At 62.2% G+C, this 22190-nt stretch carries 21 protein-coding genes; 9 read left to right on the top strand and 12 right to left on the bottom strand.

The annotated features are described in order from the left end of the window. Positions 1-51: 51 nt before the first annotated feature. The 5 genes from CD175_RS26310 to CD175_RS26330 form a co-directional block, all read right to left on the bottom strand. Positions 52-879 carry an ABC transporter permease gene (locus CD175_RS26310; RefSeq protein WP_015093575.1) on the bottom strand — a complete coding sequence of 276 codons (828 nt, stop codon included), beginning with the start codon at positions 877-879 and terminating at the stop codon, positions 52-54. A gap of 7 nt (positions 880-886) precedes the next feature. After that, positions 887-1759 (bottom strand): ABC transporter permease, encoded by an 873-nt coding sequence (locus tag CD175_RS26315; protein ID WP_095965821.1) that lies wholly within the window; start codon positions 1757-1759, stop codon positions 887-889. Positions 1760-1769: 10 nt separating this feature from the next. After that, positions 1770-2882, bottom strand: coding sequence for an ABC transporter substrate-binding protein (locus tag CD175_RS26320; RefSeq protein WP_104451016.1), 1113 nt, complete (start codon positions 2880-2882; stop codon positions 1770-1772). Between the two features lie 89 nt (positions 2883-2971). After that, a complete protein-coding gene (locus tag CD175_RS26325) occupies positions 2972-4063 on the bottom strand; it encodes an ABC transporter ATP-binding protein (RefSeq protein ID WP_104451017.1) in 1092 nt (363 codons plus the stop codon). A gap of 302 nt (positions 4064-4365) precedes the next feature. Continuing rightward, entirely contained in the window at positions 4366-5271 is a 906-nt protein-coding gene (locus tag CD175_RS26330) for a LysR substrate-binding domain-containing protein (RefSeq protein WP_104451018.1), read from the bottom strand. 268 nt (positions 5272-5539) lie between these two features. Here CD175_RS26330 and CD175_RS26335 point away from each other — a divergent pair, with 268 nt between their 5' ends. The 4 genes from CD175_RS26335 (at position 5540) to CD175_RS26350 (ending at position 10673) form a co-directional block, all read left to right on the top strand. After that, positions 5540-7144 (top strand): 5-guanidino-2-oxopentanoate decarboxylase, encoded by a 1605-nt coding sequence (locus CD175_RS26335; protein WP_104451019.1) that lies wholly within the window; start codon positions 5540-5542, stop codon positions 7142-7144. Positions 7145-7225: 81 nt separating this feature from the next. Next, complete coding sequence (locus CD175_RS26340) at positions 7226-8974, top strand: amidohydrolase (protein WP_104451020.1); 1749 nt, start codon at positions 7226-7228, stop codon at positions 8972-8974. Next, complete coding sequence (locus CD175_RS26345; protein ID WP_104451021.1) at positions 8971-9921, top strand: CobW family GTP-binding protein; 951 nt, start codon at positions 8971-8973, stop codon at positions 9919-9921. Before CD175_RS26340 ends, CD175_RS26345 begins: the two co-directional genes overlap by 4 nt. After that, positions 9918-10673, top strand: a complete 756-nt coding sequence (locus CD175_RS26350; RefSeq protein WP_104451022.1) for a class II aldolase/adducin family protein — start codon at positions 9918-9920, stop codon at positions 10671-10673. The genes CD175_RS26345 and CD175_RS26350 overlap by 4 nt, the downstream gene beginning before the upstream one ends. Before the next feature lie 140 nt (positions 10674-10813). Here the strand turns inward: CD175_RS26350 and CD175_RS26355 are convergent, their stop codons facing one another. Further along, on the bottom strand, positions 10814-12334 hold the full coding sequence (locus CD175_RS26355; RefSeq protein WP_104451023.1) for a sensor histidine kinase: 1521 nt from the start codon (positions 12332-12334) through the stop codon (positions 10814-10816). Next, positions 12331-13050, bottom strand: a complete 720-nt coding sequence (locus tag CD175_RS26360) for a response regulator transcription factor (RefSeq protein ID WP_104451024.1) — start codon at positions 13048-13050, stop codon at positions 12331-12333. The genes CD175_RS26355 and CD175_RS26360 overlap by 4 nt, the downstream gene beginning before the upstream one ends. Positions 13051-13327: 277 nt before the next feature. Here CD175_RS26360 and msrB point away from each other — a divergent pair, with 277 nt between their 5' ends. Together msrB and msrA are read left to right on the top strand one after the other, a co-directional pair. Continuing rightward, a complete protein-coding gene (gene msrB / locus CD175_RS26365) occupies positions 13328-13846 on the top strand; it encodes a peptide-methionine (R)-S-oxide reductase MsrB (RefSeq protein WP_104451025.1) in 519 nt (172 codons plus the stop codon). A 43-nt stretch (positions 13847-13889) separates the two neighbouring features. After that, the gene (gene msrA, locus CD175_RS26370; protein ID WP_104451026.1) at positions 13890-14597 is read left to right on the top strand and encodes a peptide-methionine (S)-S-oxide reductase MsrA; all 708 of its coding nucleotides are present in this window, start codon (positions 13890-13892) and stop codon (positions 14595-14597) included. Between the two features lie 35 nt (positions 14598-14632). On the opposite strand, the gene CD175_RS26375 is transcribed toward msrA, so the two are convergent. Next, positions 14633-15538, bottom strand: coding sequence for a LysR family transcriptional regulator (locus CD175_RS26375; RefSeq protein ID WP_104451027.1), 906 nt, complete (start codon positions 15536-15538; stop codon positions 14633-14635). 102 nt (positions 15539-15640) lie between these two features. Between CD175_RS26375 and CD175_RS26380 the strand changes: the two genes are divergently transcribed. Continuing rightward, on the top strand, positions 15641-16816 hold the full coding sequence (locus CD175_RS26380) for an aspartate aminotransferase family protein (RefSeq protein WP_104451028.1): 1176 nt from the start codon (positions 15641-15643) through the stop codon (positions 16814-16816). An 8-nt stretch (positions 16817-16824) separates the two neighbouring features. Here CD175_RS26380 and CD175_RS26385 read toward each other — a convergent pair whose 3' ends face one another. From CD175_RS26385 to CD175_RS26400, 4 genes are all read right to left on the bottom strand, one after another. Next, positions 16825-17079 (bottom strand): Txe/YoeB family addiction module toxin, encoded by a 255-nt coding sequence (locus tag CD175_RS26385; RefSeq protein WP_015093589.1) that lies wholly within the window; start codon positions 17077-17079, stop codon positions 16825-16827. Beyond that, a complete protein-coding gene (locus CD175_RS26390) occupies positions 17076-17330 on the bottom strand; it encodes a type II toxin-antitoxin system prevent-host-death family antitoxin (protein WP_057716335.1) in 255 nt (84 codons plus the stop codon). Before CD175_RS26390 ends, CD175_RS26385 begins: the two co-directional genes overlap by 4 nt. A 208-nt stretch (positions 17331-17538) precedes the next feature. Further along, complete coding sequence (locus CD175_RS26395) at positions 17539-18021, bottom strand: P-loop NTPase family protein (RefSeq protein ID WP_104451029.1); 483 nt, start codon at positions 18019-18021, stop codon at positions 17539-17541. Between the two features lie 140 nt (positions 18022-18161). Then, on the bottom strand, positions 18162-20084 hold the full coding sequence (locus CD175_RS26400) for an alkaline phosphatase D family protein (protein ID WP_104451030.1): 1923 nt from the start codon (positions 20082-20084) through the stop codon (positions 18162-18164). Positions 20085-20286: 202 nt separating this feature from the next. Here CD175_RS26400 and CD175_RS26405 point away from each other — a divergent pair, with 202 nt between their 5' ends. Next, complete coding sequence (locus tag CD175_RS26405; RefSeq protein WP_007979206.1) at positions 20287-21267, top strand: quinone oxidoreductase family protein; 981 nt, start codon at positions 20287-20289, stop codon at positions 21265-21267. A gap of 13 nt (positions 21268-21280) precedes the next feature. After that, positions 21281-22129, top strand: coding sequence for a TauD/TfdA dioxygenase family protein (locus CD175_RS26410; RefSeq protein WP_007979208.1), 849 nt, complete (start codon positions 21281-21283; stop codon positions 22127-22129). Positions 22130-22190: the final 61 nt, after the last annotated feature.

Raw genomic sequence — 22190 nt, forward strand, 5'->3', positions numbered from 1 at the left:
CAAAAAAAGCCCCACGCTTGTATGGCAAGCGCAGGGCTTTTTTTGAAGTGCTTACGGATGCAGGAGTTTCTGCGCCCGTTTATCCGCCAGATGCTGAACCACCAGCCGTCCGATCAGCACCAGCAACGTCAGCGAGATCAGCAACACCGAAATCGCCGCGACGCTCGGGTCGACGTTATCGCGCAAGCCGCTCCAGATGCGCTTGGGCAGGGTGTCGACGTTGACGCTGGTGATGAACAGCGTCACCGCCACTTCTTCCCAGGACAGGGCAAACCCCAACAGCGCGGTGGAGGCCAGGCCCAGTTTCAGGTTCGGCAGGATCACCATGAACGTGGTCTGCATCAGGCTGGCACCAAGGTTGCGCGAGGCCAGTTCGATGCGCCGGTCAATCTGGCTGAGAGCCACCAACATGGTCACTACGCCGTACGGCACCACCATGATCACGTGGGCAATCACCACGCCGGTCAGGGTGTCGTAGCCCATGCCCGGGGCGAAGCGACCGAGCTTGGTCTCCATGAAGTACAGCACCAGCGCGGAAATCACCGGCGGGATCGCCATCGGCAGCAGCACCAGGCCGATCAGGGCCGTGGCCCATTTCGAGCGCATGTACCAGATGCCGAGGCTGAAACTCGCGGCCAGCAAGGTGGCGATGACGCTGGTGGCGAAGGCGATGGTCAGGCTCTGGCTGATGGCGTGGAACCAGTCCGGGTTGCTCACCAGCGCTTCGTAGTGGCGCAGCGACCAGTTGCCTTCGGGCATCGACAGGAAGCGCTTGCTGGTGAACGACACCGGAATGACCGTCAGCAGCGGGAACAGCATGAAGGCCATGGCGACCACGGCCAACAGCCGCGTACTCAGGCTTGTGCGATGGGTATTCATAGTGATCTCAGCCTACCAGTCGGTTGACGCGGGTCATTTTCAACAGCACCCAGATCAGCGCGCTGACCAAGGCCAGCAACACCACGCTCAGTGCCGCGCCCAAGCCCCAGTTGCTGGTCTGGAACATTTGCAGGAACACATACTCGGCGATCATCACCGTTTGCCCGCCACCCAACAGCACCGGGGTGATGAAGAAGCCCAGGCAGAACACGAAGACCATGATGAACGCGCCCAGAATGCCCGGCAGGGTCTGCGGCAGCAGCACTTGCCAGAAGGTGCGCAAGGCACCGGCCCCCAGGCCGCGAGAGGCCATGAGCACACGTTGGTCGAGTTGACGCATGGTCGACAGCAGCGGGAACACCGCATACGGGATCATCACGTGGAGCATGCCGATGACTACGCCTATCTCATTGCGGCTCAGTTGCAGCGGCTGGTCGATCAGCCCCATGCCCATCAGCCCGTTGTTGAGCACGCCGTTGCTGCGCAGGGCGATCAACCAGCCGAAGGCCCGCACCAGCACGGAAATCCAGAACGGAATGAAGATGCAGATCTCCACCACGCGCTGCCAGAACGGCGGGCTGAACACCCAGCAGTAGGCCAGCAGGTAACCGATCATCAAGGCCAGGCCACTGACGGTCAGACACAGGCGCAAGGTGCGCCAGAGCATTTCGTGGATCGCCGGGTCGGTGGCGATGCGCTGGTACTGCTCGATGCCCGGCGTCGGCAGCGAGAAACTCCAGCCGACCACGCCGAGGAACGGCAGCACGTAGAAGACCAGCAGCAACACCGGTAGCGGAAACAGCAGCAGGCCGCGCTCCAGGCCCGGCGAGCTGAAGCGGGGCTTGGGGGCGGTCAGGGTGGAGGTCAGGGTGGTGGTCATGGTCACAGGCTCACTTGGACAACCGCGTCAGGTACTCTTCCAGGGCTTTGGAGTAGTTGTCGGCGTACCACTGGGCGTTGAGAGCGATCTGCTTCTTCAGGTTTTCTTCAGAGGCGCAGTTGGCTTCCCGTTGCTTGGCCGACATCAGCTTCTCCGTGGCGCTGTTGGACGGCCCGTTGCCCAGCAGTTCGAACAGCTTGAGCTGGCCTTCGGGTTGCAAGGCTTGCTGGATGAACTGCATGGTCGGTTGAGTGCCGCCCGGGTTGCCGTTGAGTACCGCCCAACTGCTGGAATTGATGAAGCCGTTGTCGAAGCTCCAGCGCACGCGGTTGTCGGTGTCCTCGCTGAGCAGCTTGGCGCGGGTGTGCCAGATCGCACCCACCGACACTTCGCCGTCGACCATCAGTTGCTGGCTTTCGGCACCCGAACTCCAGAACGACAGGACGTGCGGCTTGATCTCGTCGATCTTCTTCATGGCCCGTGGCACGTCCAGCGGGTACAGCTGGTCAGCCGGAACACCGTCGGCCAGCAACGCCGCTTCGAGCATGCCGTTCATCCACTTGTACAGCGTGCGCTTGCCGGGGAATTTCTTCACGTCCCAGAAATCGGCCCAGGTCTTGGGCCCGTTTTCACCGAATTTTTCGCTGTCCCAGGCCATCACGTAGCTGAACTGGTAGCTGGCGATGCCGAAATCGGAGGAGAGCGCCGGGGCCACCTGATCGCGCTTGATGGTGTTGTAGTCCAGTGGCTGCAGGATCTTTTCCCGACCCAGCACGATGGCGCTGTAGCTCTCGACGTCGACCACGTCCCAGCTCGGTTGGCCGCTGGCCAGCTGCGAGCGGATGGCGCCCTCGGTCGGGCCGGCACCGTCGATTCGCACCTGGATGCCGGTGTTTTTGGTGAAGGTGTCGGTCCATGCCGAACGGAATGCATTCAGGGCGTCGCCGCCCCAGTTGACCACCACCAGCGGCTTGTCCGCCGACCAGCTGATGCCGCTGCGCAGCGCCAGGGGCACCGCGGCCAGCAGGCCCATGGCCTGGATAAAGGTGCGGCGGTTGATCTGACCGTCGCGGGCCTTGTCGATAAGCACTTCGATGCAGTCTTGTTGGTGATCCTGGCGCATGGGCAAGTCCTCAGTCGGCCGTTGCCTGCGTGGGCACCGGCCTTTTTGTTGTCATTGGAAGAGAGCTTTGTGACGCAGTTTTTTGGGGGTCAGGCTTGAAGCAGGAAGCTTTGCTGCACCGGCCAGCTCAGCCACACCGGCGCGCCGCTGGGCATCGACGCGCCCGGGTGATTGCCGGGTACGGACAGGTTGATCGGCAGCGTGTCGCCGCCGACCTTGAGTGCCAGATGGGTGCTGGAGCCTTGATAGACCTTGTCGGTGAGTTGCGCGGGCATCACGTTGTAGCCGTCGCGAGTCGGGCACTCGCTGTGCAGTTCCATGTGCTCCGGGCGCACGGCCAGCACGATCGGTGCCGCACTCAGTGCGTTCGGCGCCTGGGCATGCAATACGCTGGTGCCGCAGCGGCCGCTGGCGTTCTGGCCGTTGCGGGTCAGGTTGTCCAGCGGGAACAGGTTCATCTTGCCCAGGAACTCGGCGACGAAACGGCTCTCGGGGCGGTTGTAGATGTTTTCCGGGGTGTCGACCTGAGTCAGCTTGCCGTGGTTGAAGATCGCGATGCGCGAGGACAGCGCCAACGCTTCGTTCTGGTCGTGGGTGACGAACACGAAACTGGTACCGACCTGACGGTGGATGCGTTGCAGCTCGGTTTGCAGTTGTTCGCGCAGGTTCTTGTCCAGCGCCGACAGCGGTTCGTCGAGCAGCAGTAGTTCCGGCTCGAACACCAGCGCCCGGGCAATCGCCACGCGCTGCTGCTGGCCGCCGGACATCTCGGCGGGTTTCTTGTGCATGTGTGCACCGAGGCCGACCACTTCAAGGATGTGCTTGACCCGGCGATTGCGTTCTTCAGCGGGGACTTTGCGGATGCGCAGCGGGTAGGCCACGTTGTCGGCCACGGTCATGTGCGGGAACAGCGCATAACCCTGGAACACCATGCCGTAGTTCCGCTTCTCGGCGGAGCGCCGGATGATGTCGACGCCTTGCTCCATCAGCTTGCCCGAGGTCGGGCTGAGGAAACCGGCCAGAATCATCAGCAAGGTGGTCTTGCCCGAGCCGGACGGACCCAGCAGGGTAAGAAATTCGCCTTGGCGAACGTCGAGATCGACGTTATCCAGCGCCGCGAAACGGCCGTAATACTGGCTGATACCTTGAGCGCTGAGCTGGATCGCTGAACGGCTGGACACAATGAGGTTCCTCTTTTTATTGCCCATAAGACGTACGAGGACGGATGCGAATCCGAAATGGGCTTTGGGGACTTATTATTGTTAAAAATATCGCTACATCAATGGAATTATTTTGCTCGTATTGGTTAGTTTTATTGAACAAATAAGCTGTGTATTTCGCCTCGGCCAGATGCCCCGAAATAGAGCTTCTACCCTGTGGGAGCGAGCTTGCTCGCGATAGCGATTTATCAGGCGACATCAATGGTGACTGTGGTGGCCTCATCGCGAGCAAGCTCGCTCCCACAGGGGAATGTGATGTGCTTTTACAGGGTGTCCTGCCAGGTCTGGCGGGACGACTGCAGCTGTGTCTTGACCCAGTTGCTGAAGGCCTGGACCACGGCGCGGTCGGCCTTTTGCGGGTCTGCCGCCAGGTAGTAGCCACGGTGCAAATCGATGTCGATGTCGAATGGGCGGACCAGCAAACCCTTGGATAACGCATCACCGCTGATCAGGTTGTCGCCGATGGCGATGCCCTGGCCGGCAATGCATGCGGACTGGGCGCAGTGCGCATCGGAGAACAGGATGCCGCTCGTCGCATTGACCCCGGAAGCCCCCGCGGCGGTCAGCCACACGCGCCAGTCCGAGTAGTCGGTCATGTGCAGCAAGGGGTAGCTGCTCAGTTCCTGTGGGCTTTTCAATCCGCCCAAGGCGTTGATCAGCCGCGGGCTGCACACCGGGAAGAAACGCAATGCCACGATCTCTTCAACATTCATTTCCGGCCAGTCGCCAATCCCGTAGGCGATGCTCAGGTCGGCAGCCGGGTTGTTGACGTCATCCGGCGTACGGGGCGAAATCAGCTGGAGTTGCACTTGCGGGTACTGCCGCAAAAAAGCACCGATGTGGTGACACAACCAATAGGTGGCGAACCCCGGCGCACAACTGACGCATAGCCGCCCGGAGATTTCCTGGTCGTCAACCAACTGCCCAGCGTCGAGCAGGTTCAACAGAATCCCGTGCACTTCCCGCGCATAGCGTTCGCCCTGATACGTCAGGCCGATGCCTCGGCCAATGCGCTCGGTCAGGGCGAAACCGACGCACTCCTCAAGCTTGCTGATCTGGTGGCTGATGGCGCTGCGGGTCAGGTTCAGTTCACGGGCCGCGACCGACACGCTGCCCAGACGGGCAACCGCATCCAGCGCACGAAGGGCTGTCATCGAAGGAAAACGCATAAATCATCCCGCTCAAAGTTGAAGGAAACAGGCAAACGCTGAACCCCTGTGGCGAGGGAGCTTGCTCCCGCTGGGGCGCGCAGCGGCCCCCACCATTGCGGTCGCTGCGCAACCGAGCGGGAGCAAGCTCCCTCGCCACAGCTCTCTTGTATGGTGACGTAAATCGAACAGTCAGGCCAAAAAAAATCGATTGTTGTATCGGTTGATTCAACAATACTAGCCCCATTCGTCGTTGGGCCGAGCTGGCCCCTTATCCAAGAGGTGCTGCATGACCCGTTGTGCCGAGGCGCTCGTTCAGTTGCTGGAAGGCTATGGTGTTGAAACCGTCTTCGGTATTCCCGGCGTGCACACCGTCGAGTTGTATCGTGGCCTGCACGGCAGTCGCCTGAAGCACATCAGCCCGCGCCACGAGCAGGGCGCCGGGTTCATGGCCGACGGTTATGCCCGTGCCAGCGGCAAGCCCGGGGTGTGCTTCATCATCACCGGACCGGGCATGACCAACATCATCACCGCCATGGGCCAGGCCTATGCCGACTCGGTGCCGATGCTGGTGATTTCCACCTGCAACCGTCGCGAACACCTGCGCCTGGGCCATGGCCACCTGCATGAACTGCCGGATCAGCGCGCGCTGGTCGCCGGGGTCTGCGCCTTCAGCCATACGCTGCAACACCCGTCGCAATTGCCGGAAGTGCTGGCACGGGCCTTTGCGTTGTTCGGCTGTACGCGGCCGCGTCCGGTGCACATCGAGATTCCGCTGGATGTGCTGGAAATGTCTGCCGACGGGCTGGACCTGCGTGCGCGTTCATTGCCGGCCGCGCCGGCCCCGGCACCGGAAGCCATCGATGACGCCGTGGCCCTGATCAACAACGCCAAGCGTCCCTTGATTCTCGCCGGTGGTGGCGCACGCCGGGCCAGTGAAGCCCTGACCGCACTCGCCGAACGCCTGCAGGCCCCCGTGGCGCTGACCACCAACGCCCGCGGTTTGCTGGCCCCCGAACATCCTTTGTTGCTCGACGGTGTGCAGTCCTCGGCCCATGGTCGCGAACTGTTTGCCGAGGCTGACCTGGTGCTGGCCGTCGGCACCGAGCTCGGGGAAACCGACTACGACTTTTTCGGTCTGGGCCCTGTGCAGTTCAAGGCACCGTTGATTCGCCTGGACATCGATCCCATGCAAATACTCGGCGTACAAGCGGCCACGGTCGGCTTGCTGGGAGATGCCGGTCAAGGCTTGCTGTTGTTGCTCGATCGCCTGCCGCAGCGCCAGGCCGATCCAGCCTGGGCGGCTGAGCGAGTGAGCAAGGTCAACGCCCTCGAGCACGCGGGCTGGAGCGCCAGACAATCCCGTATGCAAGCGCTGCTCGATACCCTGCGCGATCACTTGCCGCAGCCCCTGATCGTCGGCGATTCGACCCAACCGGTGTACCAGGGCGCGCTCGGCTACCGGGCGCCAACCCCCAATAGCTGGTTCAACGCTGGCAGCGGCTACGGCACCCTCGGCTACGGTTTGCCCGCCGCCATCGGCGCCAAGCTGGCCCAACCCTTGCGCCCGGTGGTGGCGTTGGTCGGCGACGGTGGCTTGCAGTTTTCCAGTGCCGAACTGATCGCCGCCAAAGAGGCCGGCGTCGGCGTGATCCTGCTGCTGTGGAACAACAGCAGCTACGCCGAAATCCGCGACTACATGAACGCCAAGGCGGTGCCGTTGCTGGGGGTGGACATCCTCACGCCGGACTTCGCCGCCCTCGCGCAAAGCTGTCATGTGGCCCATCACCGGGCACGCGACCTGGACGGTTTGCGCGAGCTGCTGGGGCAACTCGGCAGCAGCGATGAGCCGGTGATGATCGAGGTCGACGCCACAACCTTTCTGGCAGGCTAAAACAACAACAATTTTTTCAGGTCGCCGACACGCACATCGTCCGGCCGACCTTTCAATCTCCTGAGCTCAAAGGTGGCTTACATGGCTGAGTCCGATAACTTTTCCTCTACCCATTCCGTGCAGGGGACCTACGCCGACCTGATCCTGGCCAACGGTCGTATCTACACCCAGGACCCGGCCAACCCGTGGGCCGAGGCCGTGGCCATCCGCGACGGCAAGTTGATCGCAGTCGCCAGCCTCGGCCAGATCGAGATGTTCAAGGGCCCGAGCACCCGTGTGCACGACCTGCAAGGCGCATTCTGCATGCCGGGCCTGCACGACATGCACACGCACCCCGACCTCGCACTGGCGCCGCGCTACGCCGATGACCTCGACGTCGGCATCGAAGACCCGACCCCGGAGCAGTTGCGCGAAAGCATCCTCGCCTATGCCGACAGCCATCCCGGCGACGGCTGGATCTACGGCCAGTACTGGGTGCGCTACACCTTCCGCGAGGCCGGCCTGACCCCGGGTCGCGAGTGGCTCGACAGCGTCATGCCGGACCGCCCGGTGGCACTGCTCGACCGCATGTGGGGCACCATGATGGTCAACTCCAAGGCTCTGGAACTGGCCGGTATCGACCGCCACACGTCCGACCCGCGCAACGGTTATTTCGAGCGTGACGAGCTGAGTGGCGAACCCACCGGCCTGATGATCGACGGTGCCTACGCGATGATCCATGCCGCCATGCCACCGACACCGGTCAGCGTGTTGCGCCGTGCCTACCGCGATGGCGTGCACTTCCAGAGTTCGCGCGGTGTCACGGCGAGCAAATACGTGCACGTCTGCGAACAGCGTTTGCAGGCCCTCAAGGAACTCGACGACAGCGGCGAACTGACCGTGCGCATCGAAGCGGCGATCAGTTGGCAGGACGACATCTTCCCGGTGCGTCGCCGCTGGGAGCTGCTGGCCGGCGAACGTCACTACTACCGCAGCGCACGCCTGAGCGCCAACGCGGTGAAGTTCCACTTCGACGGCACCGTGGAGCCGAAGTCTTCGTACCTACTGACCCCATGGCCGCAGGAAAAGAGCTGGCGCGGCAAGCTCAACCTGACCCCGGAACACATCACCGACATGGTGGTGGACATGGACCGCAAGGGCATACGCGTGATCGCCCACTGCACCGGTGACGGCGCGTCCGACGTGTTCCTCGATGCCGTGGCCGAGGCCCGTCGTCGCAACGGTTTCAGCGGTGTGCGCCACCAGTGCGCCCACAGCACCTTGCTGCACCCCGGCAACCTGCCGCGCTTCAAGGAACTGAATGTCATCGCCGAGTTTTCCCCGGCCGCCTGGTACCCGACGCCATTCGCCAGCGGTGCGCGTTCCGGTTACGGCCAGGAACGCCTCAAGCGCATCTACGACTTCAAAGGCGTGCTCGCCGCCGGTGGCACTGCGGTGATGGGCACCGACTGGCCGGTGGCGTCCATCGACCCGTGGCTGGCGCTGGAAACCATGATCACCCGGCAGAACCCGTGGAACGACGACCCGGCGTGCTTCGGCGACCCGATCAGCCTCGAACAGGCGCTGACCGTGATCACCAGCAACGGCGCCGTGGCCATGGGCCTGGAACACAGCACCGGCAGCCTGCAAGTGGGCAAGTCGGCGGACCTGATCGTCATCGACCGCGACCTGTTCGCTGCACCGGCACGCAACTACATCCACAAGACCCAGGTGCTGCTGACCTTCGTTGAAGGGCAACTGGTCTACGACCGCCACTCAACCCTGGAAACCGTCGGCCTAAAAGCCGTCTGGCAGGGCGAACCACCGGTGCTGGAGGGCAAGGCAGAATGACTTCCCCACGTATCGCCGTGACCGTGGTGTCGGGTTTTCTCGGCGCCGGTAAAACCACTTTGCTCAACCGTATGGTGCGCCGTGCCGAAGGCAGTCGGCTGGCGGTGATCGTCAACGATTTCGGCGAGTTGAACATCGATGCGGCCATCGTTTCCGAAGTCACCGACGCGGTGTACAGCCTGCAAAACGGCTGCATCTGCTGCACGGTGCAGGAAGACCTGCTGGCGCAACTCGCCAGCCTGGCGCAGCTTGAACCAAGGTTGGAGCGCATCGTCATCGAGTGCAGCGGTGTGTCCGACCCGCAGCGCATCGTGCAAACCCTGGCCTACCCGCAACTGCGCAGCCAGATGCAACTGGACATGGTCATCACCGTGGTCGACGCCACCCGCCATCTGCAACTCGACGGTGAATACGCGCGCCTGGCTCGGGCGCAGGTGGCCGCTGCCGACCTGCTGTTGCTGAACAAGACCGACCTGGTCGACGAGGCGCAGTTGCAGGCGTTGCGCGATGCACTGGGCGCCAGGACGCGTGTGCATGAAAGTGTGCAAGCCGAGTTGCCCGATGCGTTGTGGCTGGATACCGATCTGGACCTTGAGCCTCGGGCACAGAAACCGCTGACCCGGGTGGCCGATGGTGATCACGGCGAGATGTTCAGCAGCTGGCTGTGGCAGAGCAACGCGGCCCTCGACGTCGAGTGCTTGCGTGGCTGGTTGAGGGCGCTGCCCAGTGATGTATTCCGGGTCAAAGGCCTGGTGTTGCTGACGCCGGGCAGCACGGCGCACTGGCTGCAACATGTCGGCACCCGCAGTCAGTTTCTGCCGGCACTGGAAGACGCCCTGGCCAACACCACACGCCTGGTGTTCATCGCTCGCCGGGGTTTCGATGGCTGGGAGGCCTTGGGGCAAGGGCTGGAAGATTGCACTGTGAAAGAGGTTGCCGGGGTATGACATCGACAGAGCAACGTCTGCGTGAAGAGTTGGCGGCCTGCTACCGCTTGATTGCGCACTTTCGCATGACCGACTTGATCTTCACCCACATCTCGGTGCGCATTCCGGGGCCGGAGCATCACTTTCTGATCAACCCGTATGGGCTGATGTTCGACGAAATCACCGCGTCCAACCTGGTGAAGATCGACCTCGATGGCCACGCTGTGGAGCCATCGCCGTACCCGGTCAACCCGGCCGGTTTCGTGATCCACAGTGCGATCCATGGTGCTCGGGAAGACGCGCAATGCGTGCTGCACACCCACACCAAATCCGGGTGCGCGGTGGCGGCGTTGAAGTGCGGGTTGTTGCCGGTCAATCAGATTTCCATGGAGTTCTACGGTCGCGTCGCTTATCACGATTACGAAGGCGTAGCGCTGGACTTGAGTGAGCAACAACGGCTGGTGGCGGACATGGGTGACAAGCCGGTGATGATGCTGCGCAACCATGGCTTGCTGACGGTGGGCGAGACGGTGGGGCAGGCGTTCATGCGCATGTATTACCTGGAAAAGGCCTGCGACATTCAACTGGCTGCGCAGGCTGCCGGTGAAATTGTTCTGCCATCGCATGATGTCTGCGCGCACACCGAGCGACAGTTCAATGATCCGGGGCGGCCGTTGGAGGATGGGGAGTTGAACGATCCGGATGCCATGCAACTGGCTTGGGCGGCGTTGTTGAGAATGTTGGAGCGCATTGCACCGGACTATCGGGGCTGATCCGGATTCTCGGTTGTTTGGGCTGGCCCCCTTCGCGAGCAGGCTCGCTCCCACAGGGGGTATTTGTCGATCACAACATCCGCGGCAAATCAGGTCATATGTGGGAGCGAGCTTGCTCGCGAAGCAGGCACCGCGGTCTGTCAGGCTTGCCTCGGCGTATTCAGATTCATCGACCGCACCGCCAACGCCGACGCTGTCTCTTCATCGATCGGCAACGAAAAGCGAAAGGTCGCCCCCCGCCCCGGCACATCGATCAACTGAATCTCGCGCCCGTGCAATTGCAGGATGCGATGCACGATCCTCAGCCCCAACCCGCCATCACGCCGTGCGCCGCCGATATTGAACGGGCGCAGGAACAAACCTTCGCGCAGTTCCGGGGCAATGCCCGGGCCGGTGTCGCTGACCGTGACCTCGATGAATGACCCTTGCGGACGCAGGCCCAGTTCGACGTCTCCACCCGGCGGTGTATGGCGCAGGGCGTTGTCGAACAGGTTGGTCAGCACCCGTTCGATCAACCCGAGATCCGCGCAGGCCGCCGAGGCGTTTGGCGCAAACGTGGCCTTGAGTTCGACCTGGCGCGCTTCGGCGGTGAGTTCGAATTTCTGGAAGATGTCCTGGGCCAGGTCCGTCAGGGAAAAGCGTTCCAGCACCGGTTGCACGAAGCCGTGTTCCAGCCGCACCAGTTCCAGCAGCGACTGCGCCAGACCACCGACCTTGCGGCTCTGGTCCAGCGCGATGCCGAGGTAGCGCCGGCGGTCGGCAGGGGACAGTGTGGCGTCCTTGAGCGACAGGGTTTCCAGATAGCCGTGCAGCGAGGCCAGCGGCGTGCGCAAGTCGTGGGAGATGTTCGCCACCAGCTCGCGGCGCTCCTGGTCCTGGCGGGTCAACGAACGCCATTGCTCGCCCAGGCGGGCCTGCATCTGCCGGAACGCGGCATCGAGCACGGCGATTTCATCGTGACTGGCGGCTTTTTCCACCGCGACGGGCAGGGCCGGTGTGACCGGTACGCCATCGATGTCGAACTGGCTGACGGTTTCGGTCAAGCGGCGCAACGGCCGGGTGATCAGGGCAAACGCGGTGAGGCCGGCAATCAGGCACAGCAATGCCACCAGGCCGATGGACAGCAGCGCTGTGTTGAGCGCCGCGCTGGTTGCACCGCGTTCGGCCAAGCGGTCGTGATCCTCACCGAGCAGCACCACGTAGAGATAGCCCGCCGGTTTGCCATCCACCTTCAGCGGTGCTGCGCTGAATACTTTACGGGCATCGACGCTGCGCGGGTCGTCGCCGGGAATGGGCAGCGGATCGCCCCGCAGCAGGCGCTGGATCGGCGCGAGGTCGACCCGCTCCCGACGGATCCGGCCCTCGGGCGCGGCACTGCCGACAATCTTGCCCTCGGTGTCGAGCAGGTACACCTCGACACTGGGGTTGACCTGCATCAGCTTGCTGAACAAATCGCGCACGGCATTGGGCATCAGACCCTGGGTGTCCATCAGCACCGTGTCGCTGGCGATGTGCTGCGCCAGGTCGCGGGACAAGCCTTGCACCACTTCCTGTTCATGCATCTGGTTGGAGCGCACCTGCATCCACGCCGACGTGCCGCAGCACACCAGCAGCAGCACGGCGAACACCAGGGACAGGCGTTGCGTCAGGGTCAGCCTCATGGCTGCGGCTCCTCCCCGGTGGCGAGTTTGTAGCCGCGGCCCCAGACCGTGAGGATGCGCACCGGTTGCGCCGGGTCGGCCTCGATCTTGGCGCGCAGGCGGTTGATGTGGGTGTTGACCGTGTGCTCGTAGCCTTCGTGGCTGTAGCCCCACACGGCGTTGAGCAGGTCCATGCGCGAAAACACCTTGCCGGGCTGGCGGGCGAAGAAGTACAGCAAGTCGAATTCCCGGGGTGTGAGGTCCAGGCGTCGTCCGTCGAGGGACACCTCGCGGGTGATCGGGTCGATCGCCAGGCCGTCGGTGAGCAGGCTGCCGGCGTCCATCTTCAGATTGCGCGCCATGGCATCGACCCGGCGCAGCAGGGCCTTGACCCGGGCCACCAACTCGAGCATGGAAAAGGGTTTGGCCAGATAGTCGTCGGCACCCAGTTCGAGGCCGAGAATCCGGTGCACTTCGCTGGAGCGCGCGCTGGTGATGATGATTGGCGTGTAGCGCGCCATGGCCCGCGCGCGGCGGCAGATTTCCAGGCCGTCGACACCGGGCAGCATCAGGTCGAGGACCAGTGCGTCCCAGTTGCCCTGTTGCAGCAGGCGCATGCCTTCATCGCCATCGGCGCTGTGCACCACCTCGAACTGCTCATCGCGAAGGTGCAGGCAGATCAGGTCGGCGATGTGCTGGTCGTCCTCGACCACGAGGACGCGTTTGGTCTGTTCCATCCAGGTCAATCCTTCAGCGCATTGTGCGTAATGCCACTGTAGGAGCGAGCCTGCTCGCGAAGAACCTGAGAGCACCAAGGGGTATCAGGTGTCCCGCGTCATCGTTGGCCTCCATCGCGAGCAGGCTCACTCCTACAGTGATTGGAATGCACAGGCATTGTGCGGGTTTTTCGGGGTCCGAGTTATCACGAATTGTTTAACTTCCCGTGAGGATTTGGCGATCACCCAAAGCCTAGGCTGTGTTCCATGAAATACCCCTGGATTTTTGGAGGCGAGCATGTTTTCACGACGGCAATTTTTTCTAGCGAGTGGCGGGCTGGGCGTTGCAGCTCTGGCGATCGGCCTGTTGCCGAAGTTTTCCACAGGCTCGGCCTTGATCAGTGAGGCCAGCGCAGCCGAGGCGTTCGAAGTAACCCACAGCGACAGCGAGTGGCACGCGATTCTCAGCGACGAACAGTACGACATTCTGCGCGAGGAGGGCACCGAACGGGCCTACAGCAGCCCGCTGAACAACGAGCACCGCGACGGTACATTCGCCTGTGCCGGTTGCGACCTGCCGCTGTTTTCCTCGGCCACCAAGTTCGACAGCCGTACCGGTTGGCCGAGTTTCTGGGCACCGCTGGACAAGGCCGTGGCGACCCGCCAGGACCGTGCGTTCGGCATGGTCCGCGAAGAGGTGCACTGCCGGCGCTGTGGCGGGCATCTGGGCCATGTCTTCGATGACGGCCCGAAACCCACTGGCCTGCGTTACTGCATGAACGGCCTGGCGATGAAATTCGAGCCCCGAACCGTCTGAATTTTGACTGCCTGCCCCTTTGGATCATTCAGGAGTTCCTTACATGAAAAACCTGCTCACCTGGCGCCGTACGCTGTTGGCACTGGCCACCGTTGGCGTTATCGGGACATGCTCGGCGTTCTCTCTCAGTGGTGCTGAAGACTCCGTCGTTATTCCGCCGCCGGCCCTCGACGAAACCACTCACGCTCAAAGCGCAACAGCAGTGTTCGCCGGCGGTTGTTTCTGGGGTGTGCAAGGGGTGTTTCAGCACGTCAAAGGCGTGAAAAATGCGGTTTCCGGTTACGCCGGTGGCGCGGCCGACACGGCGCAATACGAGCGTGTCAGCAACGGCAATACCGGCCATGCGGAGTCGGTCGAAGTGACTTTCGATCCGAGCCAGGTCAGCTACGGCACCTTGCTGCAAATCTACTTCTCGGTGGCGCACAACCCGACCGAGCTCAATCGCCAGGGACCGGACACCGGCACCCAGTATCGTTCGGCGATCTTTACCAAAAGTGCCGAGCAGCAGCGGGTCGCACAGGCCTACATCGCCCAGCTCGACGCCGCCCATTCGTTCGATAAACCGATCGTGACCAAGCTTGAAACCTTCAACGGTTTCTATCCGGCGGAGGAGGAACATCAGGATTTCCTGACCGAGCATCCGACCTATCCGTACATCGTGATCAATGACTTGCCGAAGGTCGCGCAGTTGAAGCAGCTGTACCCGAATCGTTATCAGGAACAGCCGGTGCTGGTGAAGGCGGGGAGGTAAATGGCGATCAGCGACTGCATGGCCTGCTCGGCCGACTAGTGCTTGCCCCACCTCTGTACGGCGAATTCGACGAAGCGGCGCAGTTTCGGCAGACGGTGGCGATCCTGGGCATAGACCAGGTGCATCGGCCGGCTGGGCGGGCAGTAATCGGGCATCAAGGCCAACAGCTTTCCGTCCTTGAGGTCCTGCTCGACCAGGGCGTCGGGCATCATCACGATGCCCATGCCGGTCCGCGCCGCCTGATGCAAACCGGCCGAACTGTTGATCAGCATCGGCCCGCTGACCCCCACGCTGACTTCGCCCTCGGGACCGGCCAGGCGCCATTCCTTTTGCACCGATTGCCAGTCATCCCCGGCCGGATAGGCAAAGGACAGGCAGTCGTGGTGTCGCAGGTCTTCAGGCGTTTGCGGTGTGCCGCGACGGGCCAGATAGTCCGGTGACGCGCACATGGTCAGGGTGTAGTCGATCAGCGGGCGGGCGATCAGGTTGGAGGGCTCCAGCGCGCCGAGGCGAAAGGCTACGTCCAGACCGTTTTCCAGCAGATCCGGGCGCCGGTTGGTCAGTACCACGTCGAGTTTCACCCGCGGGTTTTGCCGGCTGAACTCACTCAGTGCCGGTGCCAGGCGTTCGGTGCCGAAGGTCAGGGGAGCGGTAATGCGCAGCGTCCCGCTCGGTTCGTCGAGGGCCTGCTCGGCCAGACGCTCGGAATCGGCCACCAGCCCCAGCACTTCCAGGCAACGCTGGTAATACGCCACGCCGAATTCGGTCAGCCGCTGACGCCGCGTCGTGCGGTTGAGCAGGCGCACACCCAGCCGCTGCTCCAGGGCCTTGAGGTGGTTGCCGACCATGGTCGTGGACATATCGCACTGCAAAGCGGCGGCGGTCATGCTGCCGGTCTCCACCACCTTGACGTAGACGCTCATTGCCTGGAACAGATCCATTATCAAGCCCAGCTTTTAAATGATTGAAGTTTTACAGGGTTTATCCAGCTCAGGTGGCTAACCATACTGCAAAAACACCGACCCTTGCTGGAGCTTGACGTCATGACCGCCGCCTGCCTGATGAGCACTTACCAACCCCTGGCCTTGAGCTTCGACAAGGGCCTGGGCACTCGCCTGTGGGATCAAGCCGGTCGCGAATACCTGGATGCGGTCGCCGGTGTGGCGGTGACCAACGTCGGCCACTCCCATCCGAAAATCGTCGCCGCCATCACCGAGCAGGCCGGGTTGCTGCTGCACACGTCGAACCTCTACAGCATCGACTGGCAACAACGGCTGGCGCAAAAACTGACACGGCTGGCGGGCATGGACCGGGTGTTTTTCAACAACTCCGGGGCCGAAGCCAACGAAACCGCACTGAAAATCGCCCGGCTGCATGGCTGGCACAAAGGTATCGAACAGCCGCTGGTGGTGGTCATGGAGAACGCGTTCCATGGCCGCACCCTCGGCACCTTGTCGGCCAGCGACGGCCCGGCGGTGCGTCTGGGGTTCAACCAGCTGCCGGGGGATTTCGTCAAAGTGCCGTTCGGCGACCTCGATGCGCTGGACAAGGTGCAACAGGCTTACGGTTCACGGATCGTGGCGGTACTGATGGAGCCGATCCAGGGCGAAAGCGGCGTGCAACTGGCGCCACCGGGTTATCTCAAGGCCGTGCGCGAACTGTGCAACCAGCGCTCGTGGCTGTTGATGCTCGATGAAATCCAGACCGGCATCGGCCGCACCGGCCAGTGGTTTGCCTTCCAGCATGAAGGTATCGTTCCGGACGTCATGACCCTGGCCAAAGGCCTGGGCAACGGCGTGCCCATCGGCGCTTGCCTGGCCCGTGGCAAAGCGGCCGAACTGTTCACACCGGGCAGCCACGGCAGCACCTTCGGCGGTAATCCATTGGCCTGCCGGGTCGGTTGCACCGTGCTGGATATCGTTGAAGAACAAGGGCTGCTGGAAAACGCACGCCTTCAGGGCGCTCGGCTGCTCGACAGATTGCGCACAGAACTGGCGGGCAACCCGAACGTCGTGGCGATCCGTGGTCTGGGGCTGATGATCGGCATCGAACTCAAGCAACCGATCCGCGACCTGAGCCTGATCGCTGCGCGGGATCATGGCTTGCTGATCAACGTCACGCGGGGGAAAACCATTCGCCTGCTACCGCCGCTGACGATTGATGGGCGGGAGGTGGAGATGATTGTCAGGGGGGTGAGTGGTGTGGTGAAAGAGGGCTGAAGTTCTGCTCAGTAATGGTATCTGCACATCACGACGCGTATTTCGCCGTCTTCAACGGCATAGACCAGACGATGTTCAGCCGTAATCCGGCGTGACCAGAATCCGCTCAAGTTATGCTTGAGCGGTTCGGGTTTTCCCAGACCGTCGAAAGGCTCACGCTGGATAGCCTTGATCAACAGGTTGATACGTTTGAGCCCGGCCTTATCGTTCTGCTGGAACCAGAGATAATCGTCCCAGGCTTCAGGGGTGAACTCGATATTCATTCTTCAATCAGTTGCCTGGCTTTGGTTTTGCCGGCTCGCAGGTTACCGATTGATTTGATCAGGCGTTCAGCGTTGGCTGGAGAGCGCAGCAGATAGGCGGTCTCTTCGAGAGCGTTGTATTCGGCCAATGACATCATCACTACCGGCTCGCCTTTCTGACGGGTTACCAGTAGCGGGGCGCGATCTTCATTCACCCGGTCCATGGTTTGCGCCAGGTGTGCCCGAGCGTTGGTGTAGTTGATGGTTTCCATGTGATTGTCCTCGCTTGATGCAAAGAACGTACAGAAATGAGTACATGTTAGCAAGGCGATACCTACGAGTGGTTGTTACGCAGACAGTGCATCCACGTCTGTATCGAGTATCGCCGAATATTCCTCGGGACGTTTCCGTGACTGATGTAATCCCATTCTGAGCTACATGCCATCCATTGGGTTTGTGTCCGACCACAGCTGCGCAAACCTACAGGTGATGAATCAGCGCCGCGATTTCCTTTCGATCTGCCAATCGGATTTTTTCGCCGCAAAACCCATCGAAAAGGCGCTGGTGCGCAGCAAATCCACTTGAGTCGTCACGGGTGCGATAGCTGCCCGCCCACTCCAGCAATGCCACCAACCGTTCGTCATCCTGTGTTTCCCGTTGGTGAAGGTTGGCGACGCATTCCTTGTCATCGACACTTAGCCAGATCAAGGCCGTGGCGCGGTGGAGGATTTCGCTGATGATCCAGCCGTAAACCCCTTCGATTACCCAGCGCTGTTCGTCGGCCGCGATCCGTGCCATGGCCAATGCTTCGGCGCGGGGGCGGGGGATGCTGTGTTCGTCCGACAGCCAGTGAATCCGGTCGAGATCGGTCCAGGGCTCACGCAATTGCTCGGCCAGCCGCTGCGCCAGCCAGCTCTTGCCGGAGCCGGAGTTGCCGATGATCAGGGTGCGGGTGAGGTTCATGTCGAGTTGCCTCTACCTATGTGCCTGACGAGGATCACTGTGGGAGCGAGCTTGCTCGCGATGACGGACTCAAAGCCAACATCGATGTCGACTGATACGCCGCCATCGCGAGCAAGCTCGCTCCCACAGGGGTTATACCTTTAGTACTCACCCTCCGGCGCAACCATTCGTGTCTTTGGCGAGCCATTGGCGTTGTGTTGAAAAATGTCCTGCGGCTGACCCTTTTCATTAAAGAACACTTGCCCGATCCCCGCCGAGTTCCACAGCCGCTCTCCGGCTTCGGCGTGTTCCGGGACATGCGGCACGATGCGCATGCGTCGACGTTTGGTCAGCCAGTTCAGTGGCGAGCGTGGCGAGTACAGCCAGCGGTTGAGGCGGTCGAACCATTCGAGCAGGGTGGCCGGGAATTCGTTCTTGATGCCGCTGCTGGTGATCTGCCAGATGCGTGGCCCGGCCTTGCGATGGCGGATCAGCACTTCGTAGACGAAGGAGTAGTGCACATCGCCCGACAGCACCACGTAGTTACCCGGCGTGCGCGAGTGGCGGAATATGTTCAGGATCACTTGGGCCGCGCCGCGGTGGGCCATCCAGTTTTCCGCGTCCACCAGCAGTGGATAACCGCACCAGCTGAAGACCCGCTGCACGGTTTCGATCAGTTTGACGCCGAAGATCGGCGCCGGTGAAACGATGATCGCGCTCGGGTGGTCCAGCAGTTCCTGTTGCAGTTCGCTCAGGGCTTCCCAGTCGAGCAGGCCGGAAGGCTGCTTGAGGTTCATTTCGCTGCGCCAGCGCCGGGTGCGGGTGTCGATCACGACCATGGCCGGGGTGGTCGGCAGCACGTAATGCCAGTGCTGGAATTTCAGCAGATCATCGATCAGGTCGTCCTGAACCCTGCTGTCGAGGTGGCGCTCCTGTGTGTTGGCGCTCAACGCAGCGGCCTTGTGCAGCGTGGCAGCGAAGGCATCCGGGTTGTTGCCCCAGCCCTGGCACAGCATGTACGCCAGCAGCGCGTTGCCGATGATGCGCCGGGAGAACGGATGGCCGTAGGCCGTTTCCTCCCATTGCGCGGACAGGTTCCAGTCATCGGTGATGTCGTGGTCGTCGAACATCATCAGCGTCGGCAGATGCGCCAGTGCCCGCGCGACGTTGCCGAGGCCGGCCGTGAAGGCATCGATGCGCGTTTTTTCCAGGGCGTAGCGCTTGAGCCGTTCCGGCGTCAGCGTCGGTGCCTGGGGCGCGATCAGGGTCCAGGGCACTGGCGACCAGACCAGCAAGTACATGGCCATGACTTCGGCGAAGGTCACCAGGTGATTGTCGGCACTGCTGCTGGTGAAGATCGGTTTGCGTGCGCCACCGAAGAAACGCTCGCGCAGGGTTTCATTGCTTTGTAGCGCCGGCAACAGATCCGCACGGTGGTAGTAGCTGGCCGGATGCTCGTAGAGTCTGGCGCTGTCGCTGACCACGGCGCCTTCGAGGTGTTCGCCGAACAGGCCCAGGCGCTCGATCAAGGCGTGAATCGCCCGCAGCATCGGCCCCGCGACATCGTCGGCGTAGACCTGATCGCCGGTCATCATCAGCAGTGCCGGGCGGTCCCTGGCTGCATGCTCCTGCGCCAGCAACCGGTCGACGCAGAGCAAGCCGTCTGCCGCTGGGTGGTGAGGCTTGCGGCAAGAGCCGTGCAGCAACTGATCGACCCGTGCGCGCAGGACGAAGTTCGGGCAGCGGGCATCGCCGTACAGCAGGTGCGGCGCCCAGTCGGCGATGCCTTGTTCTGCACCATCGATCAGCAGGTCGTAGTCGATCGACTCGTCGCAGGGCAGGGTGCAATCGAGTCGCACGTCGATCAAGTGCACAAAGGCATGAGCCCCGACGGCAATCACCGTGCATTGCCCGCTGTCGAGGCGGATGTCACCGACGCCCTGCAAGCGCAAGGTCAGCGCCAGCGCCCGGGAACCCACCAGCCACAGCACCAGCCGCGTGGGCTCGAGGCGCCGCAGCAGCGGGCCCGCCAGGACCGGTGGCAGGGCCGGGTGAAAATCGGGCAGTGGCAGTGTGTCGGACATCCGGGGTCAAGACTCTTGGGGCATCGAGGCGGGCGATGATAGCGCAGGTGGCAGAACCAGCTGGAACGATCCCGTTTCTGCCTGTCACCAAATGAAAAGCCATTGTCGTCTGATGAGAAGCGTCTCAACAGGCCTCGTCCTACAGTCCAATCAGCGCAATTCGATGCAACACGCCCATATTGCAGATTGGAGAATAAGAAAAATGGCCAAAGCCGTACGCTTTTATGAAACCGGTGGTCCCGAAGTTCTACGTTACGAGGACGTCGAAGTCGGCGAACCCGGTCCAGGCCAGGTTCGTCTCCGTCATGTGGCGGTTGGCTTGAACTACGCCGACACCTATTTCCGTAACGGTACCTATCCGATTCCGCTGCCTAATGGCATGGGCGTCGAGGCTTCCGGCGTGGTCCAGGCCGTTGGTGAAGGGGTCACCAACGTCGAAGTCGGTGACCGCGTCACCTACACCGGTTTTCTCAATACCCTCGGCGCCTACAGCACCGAGCGCCTGATCCCGGCCGCGCCGCTGATCAAGCTGCCGGAAACCATCAGCTTCGAAACCGCCGCCGCCATGACCATGCGCGGTTTGACGTCTTCGTACCTGATGCGCCGCATCTACGACTTCAAGGCCGGCGACAGCATCCTGCTGCACGCCGCTGCCGGTGGTGTCGGCCTGATCGTTTCGCAGTGGGCCAAGTTGCTGGGCCTGAACGTGATCGGCACGGTTTCGACCGAGCAAAAGGCAGAAATCGCCCGGGCTCACGGTTGCGACCATACGATCAATTACAGCCATGAAGACGTCGCCGCTCGCGTTCGCGAACTGACCGACGGCGTGGGCGTCAACGTGGTGTTCGACAGTGTTGGCAAGAACACCTTCATGGGTTCGCTGGATTCGTTGAAACCCCGTGGCCTGATGGTCTGCGTGGGTACCGCATCCGGACCGATCCCGGCATTCGATCCAGTGATGCTGGCGATGAAAGGTTCGCTGTACCTGACCCGTCCTGCCCTGGCCAACTACATCAGCGACCCGGCCGAAAAAGCCGCCCTGGCCGGCGAGTTGTTCGACCACGTCGGCAGCGGCCGGATCAAGATCGAGATCAACCAGCACTACGCCTTGCAGGACGCGGTGCAGGCCCATCGCGACCTTGAATCGCGCAAGACTACCGGCTCTTCGATTTTCGTCGTTTAAGGAGCGGCCAGCCATGAAAGTCGAACAATTGACCTGCAGCATTGGCGCCGAACTGATCGGCGTCAACCTGGCCGACGCGGTGCATGACGACGGTCTGTTTGCCGAGATTCGTGCCCAGTTGCTCAAGCACCGCGTGGTGTTCCTGCGCGATCAGGACATCACCCGCGCCGAGCACGTGGCCTTCGCCCGACGCTTCGGCGAGCTGGAAGATCATCCGGTGGCCGGCAGTGATCCGGATCATCCTGGACTGGTGCGGATCTACAAGAATCCTGACCAGCCGATGGATCGCTATGAAAACGCCTGGCACACCGATGCCACCTGGCGCGAAGCACCGCCAATGGGCTGTGTGCTGCGTTGCGTGGAATGCCCGCCAGTGGGCGGCGACACCATGTGGACCAACATGGTCCAGGCCTATGCGAACTTGCCGGAAGACGTAAAGGTCAAGATCGCCGACCTGCGTGCCCGCCACAGCATCGAAGCGAGCTTCGGTGCGGCGATGCCGATTGAAAAACGCCTGGCGCTCAAGGCGATGTACCCGGACGCCGAACACCCGGTGGTGCGCACCCATCCGGAAACCGGCGAGAAGGTGCTGTTCGTCAACGCGTTCACCACCCACTTCAGCAACTACCACACCCCTGAGCGGGTGCGCTTCGGCCAGGACGCCAACCCCGGCGCTGGCGAGTTGCTGCGCTACCTGATCAGTCAGGCGTACATCCCTGAGTATCAGGTGCGCTGGCGCTGGAAGCCGAACAGCATCGCCATCTGGGACAACCGCAGTACCCAGCATTACGCCGTCATGGATTACCCGCCCTGCCATCGCAAGATGGAACGTGCCGGGATCATCGGCGACAAGACGTTCTGATCGAACGCCACCTGCATTCGCACTCGTAAACACGCCAGCCCGGCTCGACCCCGGGTGGGCG

Source organism: Pseudomonas laurylsulfatiphila, assembly GCF_002934665.1.
Classification (GTDB): Bacteria; Pseudomonadota; Gammaproteobacteria; order Pseudomonadales; family Pseudomonadaceae; genus Aquipseudomonas; species Aquipseudomonas laurylsulfatiphila.